This is a genomic window from Streptomyces sp. NBC_00433 (assembly GCA_036015235.1).
Classification (GTDB): domain Bacteria; phylum Actinomycetota; class Actinomycetes; order Streptomycetales; family Streptomycetaceae; genus Actinacidiphila.
Map to the genome: position 1 here is coordinate 559,130 of CP107926.1, position 17,184 is coordinate 576,313.

The window sequence follows — 17,184 nt, forward strand, 5'->3', positions numbered from 1 at the left end:
GAGCCCCGGCCGGCTCCCCGCCGCGATGACTTTCCACGAACGCCCTGGTCTTTATTCCTGAGGGCCGCGCCCGCCCCCGTCCCCGCGAAACCGGCTCGACAGCGCACGGTGGGGACGGCGGAGAAGGGCCGCCCCACGGGTGCCGCCGGCTGTCGGCCGGGGCCGGACTGGAGGTTTTTCAGGTGACAACACGCACGGAACCGCCCGGGTCGCCGCGGACGGTGTGGACGCTGGTCCTGGCATCGCTCGGGGCCTTCCTCACCTCGCTCGACGTGGTGGTCGTCTCGACCGCGCTGCCGACGCTGCGCAGCCATCTGCACGCGAGCCTGGCCGACCTGGAATGGACGATCAACGGCTACAACCTGGCCTTCGCGTGCCTGATGCTGACCGGCGCGGCGCTCGGCGACCGCTTCGGGCGGCGCAACATGTACGTCCTCGGGGTGGGAGTCTTCACCCTGTCGTCCATCGCCTGCGCGACCGCGGGCTCGTCGTCCGCGCTGATCACCGCCCGCGTCGTCCAGGGCGCGGGCGCGGCGGTGGTGCTGCCGCTGACGCTCACCCTGATCAGCAACGCCTTCCCGCTGGAGAAGCGGGGCGCGGCGATCGGCATCTGGGGGGCCATCACGGGCCTCGGGGTGGCGGCGGGACCGGTGCTCGGCGGGCTGATCATCCAGGACATCGCCTGGCAGTGGATCTTCTGGATCAATGTGCCGGTCGGCGCCGCCGTCATGGTGCTGAGCATGCTGAAGCTGAAGGACAGCCGCGGCACGCGCCCGCAACTCGACCTGGTCGGTGTGGCGTTGGTGAGCGCCGCGCTCTTCGCCCTGGTGTGGGCGCCGGTGCGGGCGCCGTCCGTCGGCTGGGGCGACCCGCAGGTGGCCGGCGCGCTGATCGCGGGGGCGGCCCTGATGGCGGCCTTCCTCGCGTGGCAGCGCAGGGCGCCCTATCCGATGCTGCCGCTGCGCTACTTCCGCGACCGCGGCTTCTCCACCGCCAACGCGGTCGTCTTCTTCATGACGTTCTCGCTGATCGGCTCGCTCTTCATGGTCGCCCAGATGTTCCAACTGGGCCTCGGCTACGACCCGTTGCAGACGGGCCTGCGGCTGCTGGCGTGGACGGCGATGCCGATGGCGGTGGCGCCGCTCGCGGGCGTGCTGTCCGACCGGTTCGGCAACCGGCCCTTCATGGTGCTCGGCCTGCTGCTCCAGGGCGCGGGGCTGCTGTGGCTCGCCCTGGTCGCGTCGCCCCACGCCGGTTACGGCACGCTGGTGCTGCCGCTCGTCGTGGCCGGTATCGGCATCTCGATGACCTTCCCGACGGTCGCGAACGCGGTCGTCGGCGCGGTGCCCGTCGAGGACTCCGGTGTGGCGGCGGGCACGAACAACACCGTGCGCGAGGCGGGCGGTGTCTTCGGCGTCGCGGTGCTGGTGGCGGTCTTCGCCGCGCACGGCGGCTACGGGTCGCAGGCGTCCTTCATGGACGGCTTCAAGGCCGCCGAGATCGTCGCGGCGGTGGCCTCGGCCATCGGCGGTCTGGTCGCGGTGCTGGCGCCGGGCAGGCGGCAGGCGGGCGCCGCGAACCCGAACGCCGCACCGGTGGCCGGTGCGCTCCCGCAGGCCGAGAAGGTCTGACGGCACCGCGGGAGAGGGCCGCGGCACCCCGAAAGGGTGCCGCGGCCCTCTGCTTCCCGTGCCCTGGCCGTCCTGGACGCCCGCGGCCCCGGGCCGGCCCTACCCGCCGGGCGCGCGGCCGAGCAGGGCGACCAGCCGGTCGCCGGGGCAGGCCCGCGGCGACACGGCGACGGGAGCCGCGAAGAGGGCCGGGCCGCCGGTGAGCAGCGGGGACCTGCGCAGGATCGCCAGCGCCAGGGGCACCGGTATGGGCCGCGGGGTGCCGCAGGCCTGGGCGATGTCCCAGCCGTGCACGGCGAGTTCGACCGCGCCGATGAAGGCCACCGTCCCGCTCGGCAAGGGCATGCCGCCGACGCGCACCTGCGCGCATTCCCCGGGGGGCCGCTCGCGCCAGCCGTCCAGCAGCACCCGCGCGCCGCGGCGCACCGCGGCGACCGGGTCGGCGGGCGGCGGCGCGGCGGGCAGCAGGGCCACCTCGCCGTCCTGCGCCGCCTCCCGCAGCGCGCACACCGATTCGTACAGGTGGCACAGCAGCGCGTCCAGGTCCCAGGCCCGGCAGGGCGTCGGCCGCCGCAGCCCGTCGGGCGGCACCTGGTCGACGCAGCCCAGCGCGTAGCCGACGGCCTGCCGCAGCAGCGGCAGCGCGGTGTCCGGCCCGGTCACCTCAGCCATGACGGGGCCGGGGGCGTGTCGGGTCCCAGCGTCGCGGGCAGCCCGTACGCGGGGAAGTGCGCTTCGCGGAAGGCGAGGACGCCTGCCACCCGGTGCCCGCGCAAGGTCAGGACCTGGAGCGCGTGCGGGTGGAAGCGGCCGTCGGCCGCGCGCCAGTAAGTCGCCAGGGTCGGCTGGCCGTCGTTGACGGTGAGCCCCAGCAGCCGCTGGTCGCCGGCGATCGGGAAGACCCGCTCCGCCAGGAAGCGCAGCACCACCGCGCGGCCGGCGAACCACTGCGGGTCGGGCGGCATCTCCAGCCGTACGTCGTCGCTCAGCAGCCGGGCGAGGGCGTCGACGTCGGCGTCCTCGAAGGCTTTCGCGAAGCGGTCGACCAGTGCCCGGCCGCGCTCGTCCAGGGAGTCGGTGACGTCGTCCTCGGTGGCGGCGGCCTGCCGCAGCTGGGCGCGGGCGCGTTGCAGCGCGCTGTTGACGGCGGCGGGGCTGGTGTCGAGCAGCTCGGCCACCTCGGCGGCGTGCCAGGCCAGGACGTCGCGCAGGATCAGCACCGCCCGCTGCTTGGGCGGCAGCTGCTGGAGCGCGACGACCAGCGCGAGCCGTACGCTGCCGCGCTCGGCGACCACCGCGGCGGGGTCGGGCGCCGGGTCGGGCATCGGCTGGACCCAGGGGACCTCGGCGCCCGTCGGGTTCAGCGGCGCGGTGGCGTCGTCGCTCGCGGTCCCGAGCCCCGCGGGCACGAAGCGGCGGCTGCTGTGCCGCAGCGCGGTCAGGCAGGCGCTGGTGGCGATCCGGTAGAGCCAGAAGCGCAGCGACGACCGGCCCTCGAAGCCGCCGTGGCCGCGCCAGGCCCGCAGATAGGTCTCCTGGACCAGGTCCTCGGCGTCCTGCACGGAGCCGAGCATCCGGTAGCAGTGGGCCAGCAGCTCAGGACGGTATTCGGCTGCCTGCCGGAGGAAGGCGTCGCCGTCGCGCGACGCCTCCTCGGCGGCGGCCTGGCCGCTCAGCGTGTTCACGTGGTGTCTCCGGGTCGTTGGGGAAGCCCTCCGTGAATAGAGACACGCCCCGGGCCCGAAAGTCATCGCACCTGACGGCGCCGACCGCTCACACCGGCTTCAACCCCTCGGCGGACAGCGCGTACGACAGGGTGTCCCCGTCGTCCCCGGCGGCCAGCGACACGATGTCCGCGCCGGCCTTCTCCGGGGTGAGCAGCGGGCCCATCGCCCGCACGAAGGCGTCCGCGTCGACCCCCTGGAGGGCGGCGTAGGCCGCCGCCGCCTCGCTGCCGAGGTCGGTGGTCGGGGACAGGCCGGGCAGGACCGCGCGGAAGCGGATGCCCAGCGCCTGCCGCCGCGACTCGGCGGCGGCGTATTCGGACACGAAGCGGACGGTGGCCTTGGCGCCTGCATAGCCGCCGCTGAGCGGGGACCCGCGCAGGGCGGCCCCGCTGGAGAGTGACACCACCGTGCTGCCGGGCGGCAGCGGCAGCCGCAGGGCGGCCCGCACCCAGTGGAAGGCCTGCTGGACGTCGACGTCCCAGTTGGTGCGGAAGGTGTCCCAGGTGTGGTCCTGGAGCGGTCGCAGGACCGGCGCCGCCCCGGCGTTGAGCACCACGGTCCCCGGGGTGTGGGCGGCCAGCAGCTCCTCGGCGAGGGCCGGGTCGGTGGCGTCGCCCCGCACGGGGACGAAGGCGTCGCCCAGCTCGGCCCGCAGCTTCTCCAGGGCGTCCCCGTCCCGGCCGAGGCCGACGACCCGGGCCCCCGCCTGGACGAACGCGGTCGCGATGCCCCGGCCGAAGCCGCGCCCCGCTCCGGTGACGACGACGGTGGTTCCCGCCGGCTCGTTGACGGACATGGTCTCTCCTCGGTTGCCGAAAATGCCTCGTCAATAGAGACAACGGCTCCCGGGGGAATTCATCGCGGGCCGGCGGGCCCGGCCGTCACGACTCGGCCACCTCCACATGCTGCGGGTAGAAGGCGACGTGCCCGGCGATGGCGGCTACGGCGTCGTAGGGCTTGTCATAGGTCCACACGGCGTCGGCGACCGTGCCGTCCGCGGTGACCAGCGAGAAATACGACGCGTCGCCCTTGTATGAGCAGTACGTGACGGTGTCGCTGGGCTCCAGGGCGGTGGGCTGCACGTCGGCCAGCGGGATGTAGTGCACCGGCGGGTAGGAGCTCTCGCGCAGGGTCAGCGCCCGCGTCGTGTCGGCGACGACCTGCCCGCCGGCCCGGACGACGACCCGCGACGGGTGGGGGTCGACGCTGATGGGGTGGTCGGGGCCCGGGATCTTGACGGTGCGTTCCATGACATCTCCGTATGTGGGTGGGCGGTTCCGTCCATGGTGGCGACGTTCTCGACGGTAGGCAGATCGTTCGGGCAGCGTCAAGCACGGCCCGCCGTGGGACGGGTCGGTGCGATTCCCAACCGGCGTTGCACCTGGAGCAGATACTCCTTGCGGTCGCGCGGGTCGGGGCCGCTGCGGGGGCGTACCGGAATCTCGCCGTGGACGGGCGCCCAGCGGTCGAAAACGGTCTCCAGTGCGCCCTCGCCGCTGGTCAGGGTGGGCAGCTGCTGCTCCAGGCCGTGCACCCGGGCGGCCGGGATGTCGCCCTCGATCACGCAGCCGCCCGGTCCGGTGGCGGCGGGGGCGCGCGGCACCGCCCGCAGCCGGGACAGGGCGGGCAGCACCGCGCCGAGCGATTCGGCGGGCAGCTCGGCGGTGAAGCGGTGCATCGGCTCGTGCACCCGGGTGCCGGCCTGCCGCAGCGCGTCCATCAGCACCAGAGGGGTGACGTTGCGGAAGTCGCCCGAGGTGCTCGACATGCTCTTGTCGAAGACGGCGTGCGCGTGGCTCTGCCGGGCCCAGTAGCCCGAGTGCGTCATGGTGACCGTGCAGTCGGTGACCTGCCACCCGTACAGGCCCTGGGTCAGGGTGGACATCACCGTCTCCTCGACGGCGACGAAGAAGGCGTAGGGCAGGGCGCCCAGTTCGACCTCGCGGCGGAAGGCGATGCCGCTGCCGGGCGGCGCCGGGTCGATCCGCAGGCCGACGGTCGCCAGGAAGGGATTGGGGTCCTTCTTGATGTACTCGACGGCGGAGCCGCTGCCGGTGACCCGCTCGATGTGGATCGTGGTCGTCTCCCGGAAGTCGACGTCCACTCCGTAGTCGTCGGCCAGCGTCGCCTGGATGACCTCCTTCTGCACCTCGCCGTAGAGGGATACGGCGATCTCCCCGCGGTCCTCGTCCCGCCGCAGGTTGATCAGCGGGTCCTGCTCGGCGAGCTGGCCGAGCGCGGTGTGCAGGGCTGTGCGGTCGGCGGGCCTGCGGGCGGCGACCACGGTCTCCAGGCTGGGCGGTGCGAAGTGCCTTACCGCCCCGGGCGGGCCGGCCGCTTCGCCGACGGTGTCGCCGATCCGCACCTCGCCCAGGCCCCACACCCGGGCGATCCGGCCGGCCGCGGCCGACGGGGCGGGCACATCGCTGCCCCGGTCGAAGACGCTGAGCGCGGTGACCCGGCCCTCCCCCACGCCCGCGCCGTCCCTGCGCACCGGCGGGCGGTCCCTGACACGCAGGGTGCCCGAGGTCAGCCGGACGTACGCGATCCGCTCGCCGGCGGGGCCGCGCTCCATCTTGAACACGCTGCCGGACAGCGGCCCGCCGGGGTCGCCGCCGGAGGACGGCAGCAGTTCCGCGATGCCGCCGGTCAGCGCGTCGACACCGGCGCCGGTGACGGCGGAGCCGGCGTAGACCGGGTGCGCCAGCGCCCTGCCGGTCTGTGCGGCGAGCGCTCTGCGCAACCGGGGGTAGGGCAGGGCGGCGGCGCCGTCGTGCACCCAGGCGGCGAGCAGGTCGTCGTCGTGGCCGGCCAGCAGCTCGGTGAGGCGGGCGGTGAAGCCGGGGTCGGCGCCGTCGAGGGGCACCGCGGCCGCGTCCTTGGTGCCCTGCGCCACGGCGGTGGCCATCGGGACGCTGTCGGGGGTCAGCCGGGCGGCGACGCCGGCCAGCGTACGGTCCAGGTCGGCGCCGCGGCGGTCCAGCTTGTTGACGAAGACGAGCGTCGGGATACGCAGCCGGCGCAGCGTCCGCATCAGGACCGCGGTCTGCGGCTGGACGCCCTCCACCGCTGAGACCACGAGCACCGCCCCGTCGAGCACGCCGAGCACCCGCTCGACCTCGGCGATGAAGTCGGGGTGGCCGGGGGTGTCGATGAGGTTGACGGTGGTGCCGCCGAGCGTGAAGGAGACGACGGCGGACTTGATGGTGATGCCGCGCTGCTTCTCCAGCGCGAGGGAGTCGGTCAGCGTGCTGCCCCGGTCGACGCTGCCGATCGTGTCGATCACTCCGGCGGAGTACAGCAGCCGTTCGGTGAGGCTGGTCTTACCCGCGTCGATGTGCGCGAGAATGCCGAGGTTGAGCGAAGGCACAGCCGGTCATGTCCTCAAGATAGGGAGTCATTCCTGTCTGGGCGGGCATGACGGAACCGCGCATGATCATTGCTCCTCGGTCGACTGCGACTGGCCTTGCGACTACAGCAGAGCGCCCCCGCGGGCGGCAACCGCATTTTCACGGAACGGCACTTCAGCCCCTGGGCACCTTGCGCGACGCGCGCAGCCATTCCCTGTTCATGGCGGTGATCGAGGTGAGCGGAATGCCCTTGGGGCAGGCGGTGGCGCACTCGCCGGCCAGGGTGCAGCCGCCGAAGCCCTCGGCGTCCATCTGCGCGACCATGTCGAGCACCCGGGTCTCGCGTTCCGGCGCCCCCTGGGGCAGGGCGCCCAGGTGGTTGACCTTCGCCGAGGTGAAGAGCATCGCGGAGCCGTTGGGGCAGGCGGCCACGCAGGCGCCGCAGCCGATGCACTCGGCGTGCTCGAAGGCGCTGTCCGCGGCGGCCTTGGGCACCGGGGTGGCGTGCGCCTCGGGCGCGGAGCCGGTGGGGACGCTGACGTAGCCGCCGGACTGGATGATCCGGTCGAAGGCGGCCCGGTCCACGACCAGGTCGCGCACCACCGGGAAGGCGGCGGCCCGCCAGGGCTCCACGTCGATGGTGTCGCCGTCGCGGAAGGACCGCATGTGCAGCTGGCAGCTGGTGGTGCGCTCCGGGCCGTGCGCCTCGCCGTTGATGACCAGGCTGCACGCCCCGCAGATGCCTTCGCGGCAGTCGTGGTCGAAGGCGACCGGGTCCTCGCCCTCGACGGTGAGGCGCTCGTTGAGGGTGTCGAGCATCTCCAGGAAGGACATGTCGGGCGAGATGCCGTCGACGTCGTAGGTGGCCATGCCGCCGGGCGCCTCGGGGTCGTGCTGGCGCCAGATGCGCAGGGTGAGCCTCATGCGTAGCTCCGCTGGGTGGGGTGGACGTACTCGAAGGCGAGGTCTTCGCGGTGCAGGACGGGGGCGCTGCCGGTGCCGGTGAATTCCCAGGCGGCGGCGTAGCTGAAGTCCTCGTCCCTGCGGGCGGCCTCGCCGTCCGGGGTCTGCGACTCCTCGCGGAAGTGGCCGCCGCAGGACTCGGTCCGGTGCAGGGCGTCCAGGCACATCAGCTCGGCGAGTTCGAGGTAGTCCACGATGCGGTTGGCGCGCTCCAGGGACTGGTTGAACTCGGCCTCGGTGCCGGGGACTTTGATGCGGCGCCAGAATTCCTCGCGGATCTGCGGGATGCGGTCGAGTGCCTTGCGCAGGCCTTCCTCGTTGCGGGCCATGCCGCAGAACTCCCACATCAGCTCGCCGATCTCGCGGTGGAAGGAGTCGGCACTGCGGTCGCCGTCGACTCCGACCAGCCGGTGCAGCCGCTCCTCAGTCTCGGCCAGCACCGCGGCCACGGCGGGGTGTTCGGGCCCCGGGGTGTCGTTGCCGGGGTGCCTGGCCAGGTAGTCGTTGACAGTGGCGGGCAGCACGAAGTAGCCGTCGGCCAGGCCCTGCATGAGGGCGGACGCGCCGAGCCGGTTGGCGCCGTGGTCGGAGAAGTTGGCCTCGCCGATCGCGAACAGGCCCGGGATCGTGGTCTGCAGGTCGTAGTCCACCCACAGGCCGCCCATCGTGTAGTGCACGGCCGGGTAGATCCGCATCGGGACCTCGTACGGGTTCTCCGCGGTGATGCGCTCGTACATCTCGAAGAGGTTGCCGTACCTGGCCTCGACGGCCTTGCGGCCGAGGCGGGCGATGGCGTCGGCGAAGTCGAGGTAGACGCCCTGGCCGCCGGGTCCGACGCCGCGGCCCTCGTCGCAGACGTTCTTCGCGGCGCGGGAGGCGATGTCGCGGGGCACGAGGTTGCCGAAGGCCGGGTAGACGCGCTCCAGGTAGTAGTCGCGCTCGTCCTCGGGGATCTCGGCGGCGGGGCGGGTGTCGCCCTGGGCCTTGGGGACCCAGATCCGGCCGTCGTTGCGCAGCGACTCGCTCATCAGGGTCAGCTTGGACTGGTGCTCGCCGGTGCGCGGGATGCAGGTGGGGTGGATCTGGGTGAAGCAGGGGTTGGCGAAGTGCGCGCCGCGGCGGTGGGCACGCCAGATCGCGGTCGCGTTGGAATTCATCGCGTTGGTCGACAGGTGGAAGACGTTGCCGTAGCCGCCGGAGGCGAGCACGACGGCGTCCGCGACGTACGTCGAAATCTCGCCGCTGACCAGGTCGCGGGCGACGATGCCGCGGGCGCGGCCGTCGATGACGAGCAGGTCGAGCATCTCGGTGCGGGCGTGCAGTTCGACATTGCCTGCCGCGATCTGCCGGGACAGCGCCTGGTAGGCGCCGAGCAGCAGCTGCTGGCCGGTCTGGCCGCGGGCGTAGAAGGTGCGGGAGACCTGGACGCCGCCGAAGGAGCGGGTGTCGAGCAGGCCGCCGTACTCCCGGGCGAAGGGCACGCCCTGCGCGACGCACTGGTCGATGATCTCCACCGAGATCTGTGCGAGGCGGTGGACGTTGGACTCGCGGGAGCGGAAGTCGCCCCCCTTGACGGTGTCGTAGAAGAGCCGGTGGATCGAGTCGCCGTCGTTGCGGTAGTTCTTGGCGGCGTTGATGCCGCCCTGGGCGGCGATGGAGTGGGCCCGGCGCGGGGAGTCCTGGTAGCAGAACTGCACGACGTGGTAGCCCTGTTCGGCGAGGGTGGCGCCGGCGGAGCCGCCGGCCAGGCCGGTGCCGACGACGATCACGGTGTGCTTGCGGCGGTTGGCGGGGTTGACGAGCTTCGCGGTGAAGCGGCGGGTGTCCCAGCGCTGTTCGATCGGGCCGTCGGGGGCCTTGGTGTCGGCGAGCGGTTCGCCGGTGGTGTAGCGGGCGTAGTCGGTCATGTCGTCATCACTTCAGCTCACGAGTCCGGTCATGACGCCGACGGGGACGGCGACGAAGCCGGCCGTCAGCACCAGGGCGAGGGCGTTGGCGGTGCCTTTCAGCACCCGGTCGCGGGTGGCGCTGCCGGCGCCGAGGGTCTGGGCGGCGGACCAGAAGCCGTGCCTGATGTGCAGGCCGAGGGCGAGCATCGCCACGATGTAGATGACGTTGTTCCACCAGTCGTGGAAGGCGGCGACGACGTTGTGGTAAGGGTGGCCGGGCACGAAACCGCGCTGGACGGTGCCGGTGGTCAGGTCGAGCAGGTGCCAGACGATGAAGAGGGCGAGGATCACCCCGCCCCAGCGCATGGTGCGGGTCGCGTAGCTGCTGCGCGCCTTGGTGTGGACGTAGCCGACCGGCCGGGAGCGCAGGTCGCGCCGGCTGAGCTGGTAGGCGCACACGCCGTGCGCCACCACCGCGACGACCAGGGCGACCCGGATGATCCACAGCGCCCACTCGTAGTGCAGGAACGGCTCGCCGAGGGTGCGCAGCCAGTGGGCGTAGCCGTCGAAGGTGCCGGGGCCGAAGAAGATCTTCAGGTTGCCGAACATGTGGACGACCAGGTAGAGCAGCATCACCAGGCCGCTCACCGCCATGACCGCCTTCTTGCCGACGGTCGATCCCCAGACCGTACGGGCCATCGACGGCCGCCGGTCCGTCCGTGTTGCCAATGCCATGGACACGACGCTACGGCCGGGGGTGACCAGTGGTCCAAGACATGATCGGGCTGGACTCGATAGGTGATGTCTATCGACGGGTTATCGTGGTGACATGCAGTTGCAGCAGCTGGCCTACTTCGTGGCCGTCGCCGACGCCCGGCACTTCACCCGGGCCGCCGAGGCGGTGCACGTCTCACAGCCCTCGCTGTCCCAGCAGATCAGGGCACTGGAGAAGGAGCTGGGCGCCGCGCTGTTCAGCCGGGCGCGCGGCAACATCGCGCTCACCGACGCCGGTGAGGCGCTGCTGCCGCTGGCCCGCCGGATCCTCGCCGACGCGGACACCGCCAGGCACGAGGTGCTCGAACTGGCGCAGCTGCGCCGCGGCCGGGTCAGGCTCGGCGCCACCCCGAGCCTGGCCACCGGCCTGCTGCCCGACGTGCTGCGCGCCTTCCACGACCGGCACCCGGGCATCCGGCTGATCATCGAGGAGGGCGGCTCCCACGACCTCGTCCGCCACCTGGCCCGCGGGGCGCTCGACCTCGCGCTCGTGGTGCTGCCGCTGCCGAGCCCGTCGCCGGCCCTGACCACGGTGGAGCTCTTCCAGGAGGACCTGGTGGTCGTCTCGTCCGCCGACGACGAGGCGCCGGCCTCGCCGCTGCGGATCGCCGACCTCGAAGGGCGGCCGATGGTGATGTTCCGCCACGGCTACGACCTGCGCGACCTGACGCTCTCGGCCTGCCGGGCGGCCGGCTTCGAGCCGTACTTCACCGTCGAGGGCGGCGAGATGGACGCGGTGCTCGGATTCGTCCGGGCAGGGCTGGGGATCGGGGTGGTCCCGCGGATGGTCGCCGCCCGCGCGGGCCACGACCTGCGCGTGACGCCGCTGGCGCGCCCCGGGCTGCGGCGGACGGTGGCGCTGGCGCACCGCAGCGACGTGGCGCCGCCGCGGGCGGCCCGCGTCCTGCAGGACGTGCTGCTCACCGCTGCCACCGGCCTGCGGTCCTGACCCTGCCGCCGGGCGGGTGGCAGGGTCGGAGCCGCAGCAGGGAGGTCACGCGGGCGGTCGCATGCGCGGCAGCAGGAGCGCCGCCACCACGAGCGCGGCCAGCGCGAAGCAGGACCCGATGAAGAAGGCCTCGTGGAAGCCGCTCGCCCGCGCGGCCCGCAGCGCGGGGTGGCCGGGGCCGGACATCAGGTGGCCGATGTGGGTGAAGGCCACGGTCGAGGCGATCGCCACCCCCACCGCGCCCCCCGCTTCCTGGCTGGTGTTGATCAGGCCCGCGGCCGTGCCGGCCTCCTGCCCGGACACCCCGGTGGCGGCGGATATCTGCACCGGGACGAGGGACATGCCGAGGCCGACGCCGACCAGCAGGAAGGGCGGCAGGACGTCCGGCGCGTAGGCCGCCGAGACCGGCAGCCGGGCGAGGAGCAGCAGGCCCGCCGTGCTGAGGGCGAGGCCGGTCATCAGGACCGGCTTGGCCGGGAGTTTGGTGACCAGGCCGGACGCGAGGCCGGCGCCGACGACCACCGCGGCGGCCAGCGGGACGTAGGCGAGCCCGGTCCGCAGCGCGTCGTAGTCGAGCACCTGCTGCATGAAGAGGCTGGCGAAGAAGAAGAGCGTCACCATCGCGCCGAGCATCAGCGTCATGGCGATGTTCGCGGCGCGCAGCGTCGGCAGCCGGAAGATCCGCAGCGGCAGCAGCGGCGCCTCGGCGCGCAGTTCGACGGTCACGAAGGCCGCGAGCAGCACCGCGGCTCCGGTGAGCCCGGAGATGGTCCTGGGCGCGGACCACCCGACGTTGACGGCCTGGTCGAAGGTGTAGATGAGCAGCAGCAGCCCGGCCGTGAGGCTCACCGCGCCCGCCGTGTCGAAGCGCCGCTTCGTCTCCGGCAGCCGGCTCTCGGGCACCACGTAGGGCGCGGCGACGACCGCGAGCAGCGCGATGGGCACGTTGATGAAGAACACCCAGCGCCAGCCGGGCCCTTGGGTGAGCAGCCCGCCGAAGAGCACGCCGAGGACGGAGGCGACCCCGGCCAGGGCGCCCCAGATGCCGAGTGCCTTGTTGCGGGCGGCGCCCTCGCTGAAGACGGTGGTCACGGTGGACAGCGCGGCGGGCGCGGTCAGCGCGGCGCCGAGTCCCTGCACGGCCCGTGCGGTGACCAGGACGCCGGGGTCGTGGGCGATGCCGGCGACCAGGGAGCCCACCCCGAAGAGCGCCATGCCGACACGCAGCAGCCGTCGCCGCCCGAGGATGTCGGCGAGCCGGCCGCCGAGCAGCAGGAAGCCGCCGAGGACCGTGCCGTACGCGGTGACGACGTACTGCAGGTCGCCGTCGGCCATGTCGAGGCTGCCCTGGATCGAGGGCAGCGCCACGTTGACGATCGTGACGTCGAGGTAGACCATCGACTGCACCACGCAGAGGAAGGCCAGGATCAGGCCCGGCCGTGTGGTGACCGGGGCGCGAGGGGAACGGCGGCGCTGGGAAGCGGCGGCGAGTGTCATGCTAAGAAGTTAGCAACGCAGATATAGTAGGTACCCAGAGGAAAGTGACTATCCGCCTCCGGAGGCGCCCTTCATGGCCGAAACCGCTCCCCTTCCCGCACGCCCCGGCGGTCGGCCCGCCGTGAAGGCCCATGCCGACCCGTGCCCGATCGCCCCCGTGGTGGACCTGGTGTTCAGCCGGTGGACGACGCCGATCCTGTGGGTGCTCAACGAGTTCGGCCGGCAGCGCTTCGTGGAGCTGGAGCGGCGGATCGGGACCATCACACCGAAGGTGCTGACGCAGCGGCTGCGGCAGATGGAGCGGGACGGCCTGGTCATCAGGACGTATCACCCCGAGGTGCCGCCGCGGGTGGAGTACGAGATCAGCGAGCTGGGTCTGAGCCTGGCGCCCCTCTTCCACACCCTCGCCGAGTGGTCGCAGGCGCACCTGGGCCAGGTGGCCGCGGCCCGGGTCGACTACGACGACCGCGGCCAGCCGATGCCGTGACCTAAGGGCTGTCCCTAGGCGTCGTAATCGACCGTCAGTTTCTCGGAGGCCGGGAAGGACTGGCAGGTCAGCACGTAGCCGGCGTCGACCTCGGCCGCTTCCAGGGCGAAGTTGCGGCGCATGTCGGCGCGGCCGTCGGTGATCCTGGCGCGGCAGGTGCCGCAGACTCCGCCCTTGCAGGCGAAGGGCAGGTCGGGGCGGACGCGTTGGGCGCCGTCCAGGATCGTCGCGTCGGCCGGCAGCGCGGCGGTGGAGCTGCGGCCGTCGAGGGTGAGGGTGACCTCGCTGACCGGGCCGCGGGCGACGTCGTCGGGGTGCCGCAGCGGGGTGATCGGCTCGTCGTCGGCGAAGAACAGCTCCTGGTGGACGCGGTCGCCGGGCACCCCGAGGCCGGCGAGGACCTGCTGGGCGTCGGTGACCATGCCGTGCGGCCCGCACAGCCACCAGTGGTCGGCGCCCGGGACGTGCACCAGGCCGGCGATCAGCGCGGCGAGCCGGTCCGCGTCGAGCCGGCCGGACAGCAGCTCGGCCTCGCGCGGCTCGCGGGAGAGCACGTGGCCGATCTGGAAGCGGGCAGGAAAGGCGTCCTTGAGGTCGGCCAGCTCGTCGGCGAACATCACCGTGCCGGTGCGCCGGTTGCCGTAGAAGAGCGTGACCCGGGAGCGCGCGTCGGCGGCCAGCACGGATTCCGCGATGGACATCATCGGGGTGATCCCTGACCCGGCGGCGATCAGCACATGGTGGCCGGGCGTGGCCGGGTCGGGCGTGAAGGCCCCGGTCGGCGGCAGCACCTCGACGGTGTCGCCGCGGCGCACCTGGTGCACCAGCCAGTCGGAGAACAGCCCGCCGGGCACCACGCGCACGCCGATCCGCGGCGGCTCGCCGGCCGGTGAGCAGATGGAGTACGAGCGCCGCTCGTCGCGTCCGTCGACGGTGCGCCGCAGGGTGAGGGACTGCCCGGGGCGGTGGGCGAAGTCGGCGGCCAGCTCGTCGGGGATCTCGAAGCCGACCGTGACGGCGTCCTCGCACAGCGGCCGGACGTCGGCCACCCGCAACGGGTGGAAGGCCGGGCGGCGGCGCGGCCGTACGGTTCCCGCGGCGGCGGTGGCGGCCGGTGTCATCACAGCTCCTTGAGGTGCTCGAAGGGTTCCCGGCAGGTGCGGCAGCGCCACAGGGACTTGCAGGCGGTGGCCGAGAAGCGGGAGGTCTCCTCGGTGTCGGCCGAGCCGCAGCGCGGGCAGCCGACCGCGAGCCGGGGCGCGCCGAGCACCAGCGGCACGGGCCCCGCCGTGCGGCGGGGTGCGGGTCCGGGGGGCGAGATGCCGTACGCGCGGAGCGTGCGGCGGCCGTGCGGGGTGATCAGGTCGGTGGACCAGGGCGGGTCGAGCACCGTGCGGATCTCCACCTTGTCGAAGCCGGCGCCGCGCAGCCGGGCGGCCACGTCGGCCCGCATCTCGGCCATCGCCGGGCACCCGGAGTAGGTGGGCGTGAGGCTGGCGACCACGGTGCCGTCGTCGGTCACCCGGACGTCCCTGAGGACGCCGAGGTCGGCGAGGGTGAGCATGGGCAGCTCGGGGTCGGGCACCTGTGCGGCGACCTCCCGGGCCCGCAGGGCGGACTGCCGCGTCACCATGTCGCCTCCGGGTGGGCGCGGGCCACGCTCTGCAGTTCGGCCAGCAGCGGGGCCAGATGGGCGGTGTGGTCGCCCTGCCGCCCGGAGCCCGGCACGGCGGGCGCGGCGGGCAGGGACAGTCCGGCGGCGAGCAGCACCTGGTCGAGCACGGCGAGCGTCTCCTGCCGTACGGCGTCGGCGTGGGCGGCGAACTGCGGCCGGGCGTCGAGCACTTCGTCCAGATACGGCGCGACGCCGGTCAGCGCTGCGCGCATCCGGCGGTGCGACTCCTCGGTCCCGTCGCCGAGCCGCACCGCCCAGTCGGCGGCATATTGCCGGTGGTAGGCCAATTCCGGCACGCCCTTGGCCGCCACCGCGGCGAGCACCGGGTCGGCGGTCGTGGCGAGCCGGCCGAAGAGGGCCAGCCGCCAGGCGGACAGCACCAGCAGCCGCACGACGCAGAAGGCGAAGTCGCCGTCGGGCAGTTCGGCCAGCCGCACGTTGCGGAAGTCGGCCGGGTCGCGGGTGTAGGCGTAGGCGTCCTCGCCGCGGCCGGTGCCGTCGACCTGGCCGCAGCGCGCGTACAGCAGCCGTGCCTGGCCGAGCAGGTCGAGGCCGATGTTGGCGAGCGCGACCTCCTCCTCCAGCTCGGGGGCGCGGGTGCACCACTGCGCCAGGCGCTGCGCGCCGACCAGGGCGTCGTCGCCGAGCGCCAGGCAGACGGCGGCCAGTTCCGCGGCGTCCACGCCGTCGGGCACGGCGGTGTCGACGCCGTGCAGCGGGTCCTCGAAGCCGGTGCCGAAGGCCCAGCGGGCGTCGCCCTCCTCGCCGTGCTGCTCGGCCAGGGAGAGGTAGACGTGGTCGTCGGTGTCGTCGCTCATTCCGAGTTCCTCCTTCCTCCGCGGAGACCGGAACGACAGGCCCTAGATGTGCGGGACATCGTCGGGGATGTCGTAGAAGGTCGGGTGGCGGTAGACCTTGTCGGCGCTGGGCTTGAAGAAGGGGTCCTTCTCGTCGCGGGTCGAGGCGGCGATGTGGGTGGAGCGCACCACCCAGATGGACACGCCCTCGTTCCGCCGGGTGTAGAGGTCACGGGCGTGGGTGAGCGCCATGGTGTCGTCGGCGGCGTGGAGCGAGCCGACGTGCACATGGTTCAGCCCGCGCTTGCCGCGGACGAACACCTCGTAGAGCGGCCAGTCCTGCCGGCCGCTGCCGGTCCCGTCGCCGCTCATGCCGCCGCTCCTTCGCTGCGCCGTGCCCTGGCCGACTGCTTGGCGGCGTGGGCGGTGGCCGCCTCGCGGACCCAGGCGCCGTCCTCGTGGGCGGCCTGCCGCCGCGCGACCCGCTCGGTATTGCACGGTCCTTCGCCGCTGATGACCCGCTGCAGCTCGGACCAGTCGGGCGTGCCGAAGTCGTTGCGGCCGCGCTCCTCGTTCCACCGCAGGTCAGGGTCGGGGAGGGTGACGCCGAGCCGCTCCGCCTGCGGCACGGTCATGTCGACGAACCGCTGCCGCAGCTCGTCGTTGCTGTGCCGCTTGATCTTCCACGCCATGGAGCGCGCCGAATTCGGCGAGTCGCCGTCCGGCGGGCCGAACATCATCAGCGACGGCCACCACCAGCGGTCCACCGCGTCCTGCACCATGGCCCGCTGGGCGTCCGTGCCGCGCATCATCGTCATCAGCAGCTCGTAGCCCTGCCGCTGGTGGAAGGACTCCTCCTTGCACACCCGCACCATCGCCCGCGCGTAGGGTCCGTACGAGCTGCGGCACAGCGGCACCTGGTTGCAGATCGCCGCGCCGTCCACGAACCAGCCGATCACGCCGACGTCGGCGAAGCTCCCGGTCGGGTAGTTGAAGATCGATGAATACTTCTGCCGGCCCTCGATCAGCCGCTCGGTCAGGTCGGCGCGGTCGGCGCCCAGGGTCTCCGCGGCCGAGTACAGATACAGGCCGTGGCCGGCCTCGTCCTGCACCTTGGCGAAGAGGATCGCCTTGCGGCGCAGCGAAGGGGCCCGGGTGATCCACTCCCCCTCCGGCTGCATGCCGATGATCTCCGAGTGCGCGTGCTGCGCGATCTGCCGGATCAGCGTCCTGCGGTAGCCGTCGGGCATCCAGTCCCGCGGCTCGATCCGCTGGTCCCTGCCGATGGTCGCGTCGAAGCGCTCCTGGAACGCGGACTCGCCCCGGTCGTCACCGCTGTCGCCCGGCGGGCCTTCGAGTGGCATGGCCGCTTCTCCTCACTACCCCAACCGACCGTTCGTTCGGTATCAAGTGTGCGGATCTTACGGCGCCGGGGCAACCCCCGG

17 protein-coding genes are annotated in these 17,184 nt (G+C 73.0%); 3 read left to right on the forward strand and 14 right to left on the reverse strand.

All coding sequences use genetic code 11. The annotated features are described in order from the left end of the window. Positions 1–182 precede the first annotated feature (182 nt). On the forward strand, positions 183–1,631 hold the full coding sequence (locus tag OG900_02375) for an MFS transporter (protein WUH89090.1): 1,449 nt from the start codon (positions 183–185) through the stop codon (positions 1,629–1,631). Between the two features lie 99 nt (positions 1,632–1,730). On the opposite strand, the gene OG900_02380 is transcribed toward OG900_02375, so the two are convergent. The 8 genes from OG900_02380 to OG900_02415 form a co-directional block, all read right to left on the reverse strand. Further along, a complete protein-coding gene (locus OG900_02380) occupies positions 1,731–2,303 on the reverse strand; it encodes a TIGR03086 family metal-binding protein (GenBank protein ID WUH89091.1) in 573 nt (190 codons plus the stop codon). Further along, positions 2,291–3,316 (reverse strand): RNA polymerase subunit sigma-70, encoded by a 1,026-nt coding sequence (locus OG900_02385; protein WUH89092.1) that lies wholly within the window; start codon positions 3,314–3,316, stop codon positions 2,291–2,293. The genes OG900_02380 and OG900_02385 overlap by 13 nt, the downstream gene beginning before the upstream one ends. 88 nt (positions 3,317–3,404) lie before the next feature. Next, positions 3,405–4,154 carry an SDR family oxidoreductase gene (locus OG900_02390; GenBank protein ID WUH89093.1) on the reverse strand — a complete coding sequence of 250 codons (750 nt, stop codon included), beginning with the start codon at positions 4,152–4,154 and terminating at the stop codon, positions 3,405–3,407. Positions 4,155–4,239: 85 nt separating this feature from the next. Continuing rightward, positions 4,240–4,608, reverse strand: a complete 369-nt coding sequence (locus tag OG900_02395) for a DUF427 domain-containing protein (GenBank protein ID WUH89094.1) — start codon at positions 4,606–4,608, stop codon at positions 4,240–4,242. 77 nt (positions 4,609–4,685) lie between these two features. Beyond that, a complete protein-coding gene (locus OG900_02400) occupies positions 4,686–6,728 on the reverse strand; it encodes a TetM/TetW/TetO/TetS family tetracycline resistance ribosomal protection protein (GenBank protein WUH89095.1) in 2,043 nt (680 codons plus the stop codon). Between the two features lie 154 nt (positions 6,729–6,882). Beyond that, positions 6,883–7,632 carry a succinate dehydrogenase/fumarate reductase iron-sulfur subunit gene (locus OG900_02405; GenBank protein WUH89096.1) on the reverse strand — a complete coding sequence of 250 codons (750 nt, stop codon included), beginning with the start codon at positions 7,630–7,632 and terminating at the stop codon, positions 6,883–6,885. Continuing rightward, positions 7,629–9,578, reverse strand: coding sequence for a fumarate reductase/succinate dehydrogenase flavoprotein subunit (locus tag OG900_02410; GenBank protein ID WUH89097.1), 1,950 nt, complete (start codon positions 9,576–9,578; stop codon positions 7,629–7,631). Before OG900_02410 ends, OG900_02405 begins: the two co-directional genes overlap by 4 nt. A gap of 12 nt (positions 9,579–9,590) precedes the next feature. Then, the gene (locus OG900_02415; GenBank protein WUH89098.1) at positions 9,591–10,295 is read right to left on the reverse strand and encodes a succinate dehydrogenase cytochrome b subunit; all 705 of its coding nucleotides are present in this window, start codon (positions 10,293–10,295) and stop codon (positions 9,591–9,593) included. Between the two features lie 94 nt (positions 10,296–10,389). Here OG900_02415 and OG900_02420 point away from each other — a divergent pair, with 94 nt between their 5' ends. Continuing rightward, positions 10,390–11,283, forward strand: a complete 894-nt coding sequence (locus OG900_02420; GenBank protein ID WUH89099.1) for a LysR substrate-binding domain-containing protein — start codon at positions 10,390–10,392, stop codon at positions 11,281–11,283. A gap of 45 nt (positions 11,284–11,328) precedes the next feature. Here the strand turns inward: OG900_02420 and OG900_02425 are convergent, their stop codons facing one another. Next, entirely contained in the window at positions 11,329–12,780 is a 1,452-nt protein-coding gene (locus tag OG900_02425) for an MFS transporter (GenBank protein WUH89100.1), read from the reverse strand. 73 nt (positions 12,781–12,853) lie between these two features. Here OG900_02425 and OG900_02430 point away from each other — a divergent pair, with 73 nt between their 5' ends. Further along, on the forward strand, positions 12,854–13,267 hold the full coding sequence (locus OG900_02430) for a helix-turn-helix transcriptional regulator (protein ID WUH89101.1): 414 nt from the start codon (positions 12,854–12,856) through the stop codon (positions 13,265–13,267). A 14-nt stretch (positions 13,268–13,281) separates the two neighbouring features. Here the strand turns inward: OG900_02430 and paaK are convergent, their stop codons facing one another. Genes paaK through paaA form a run of 5 tightly spaced genes read right to left on the reverse strand, consistent with a single transcriptional unit; the run spans position 13,282 to position 17,103 of the window. Then, positions 13,282–14,388 (reverse strand): phenylacetate-CoA oxygenase/reductase subunit PaaK, encoded by a 1,107-nt coding sequence (gene paaK, locus OG900_02435; GenBank protein ID WUH89102.1) that lies wholly within the window; start codon positions 14,386–14,388, stop codon positions 13,282–13,284. Further along, positions 14,388–14,900, reverse strand: coding sequence for a phenylacetate-CoA oxygenase subunit PaaJ (gene paaJ / locus OG900_02440; GenBank protein WUH89103.1), 513 nt, complete (start codon positions 14,898–14,900; stop codon positions 14,388–14,390). The genes paaK and paaJ overlap by 1 nt, the downstream gene beginning before the upstream one ends. Continuing rightward, the gene (paaC, locus tag OG900_02445; GenBank protein WUH89104.1) at positions 14,894–15,760 is read right to left on the reverse strand and encodes a phenylacetate-CoA oxygenase subunit PaaC; all 867 of its coding nucleotides are present in this window, start codon (positions 15,758–15,760) and stop codon (positions 14,894–14,896) included. Before paaC ends, paaJ begins: the two co-directional genes overlap by 7 nt. A gap of 42 nt (positions 15,761–15,802) precedes the next feature. Then, positions 15,803–16,111, reverse strand: a complete 309-nt coding sequence (gene paaB / locus OG900_02450; GenBank protein WUH89105.1) for a 1,2-phenylacetyl-CoA epoxidase subunit B — start codon at positions 16,109–16,111, stop codon at positions 15,803–15,805. Continuing rightward, positions 16,108–17,103, reverse strand: coding sequence for a 1,2-phenylacetyl-CoA epoxidase subunit A (gene paaA / locus OG900_02455; GenBank protein WUH89106.1), 996 nt, complete (start codon positions 17,101–17,103; stop codon positions 16,108–16,110). The genes paaB and paaA overlap by 4 nt, the downstream gene beginning before the upstream one ends. Positions 17,104–17,184: the final 81 nt, after the last annotated feature.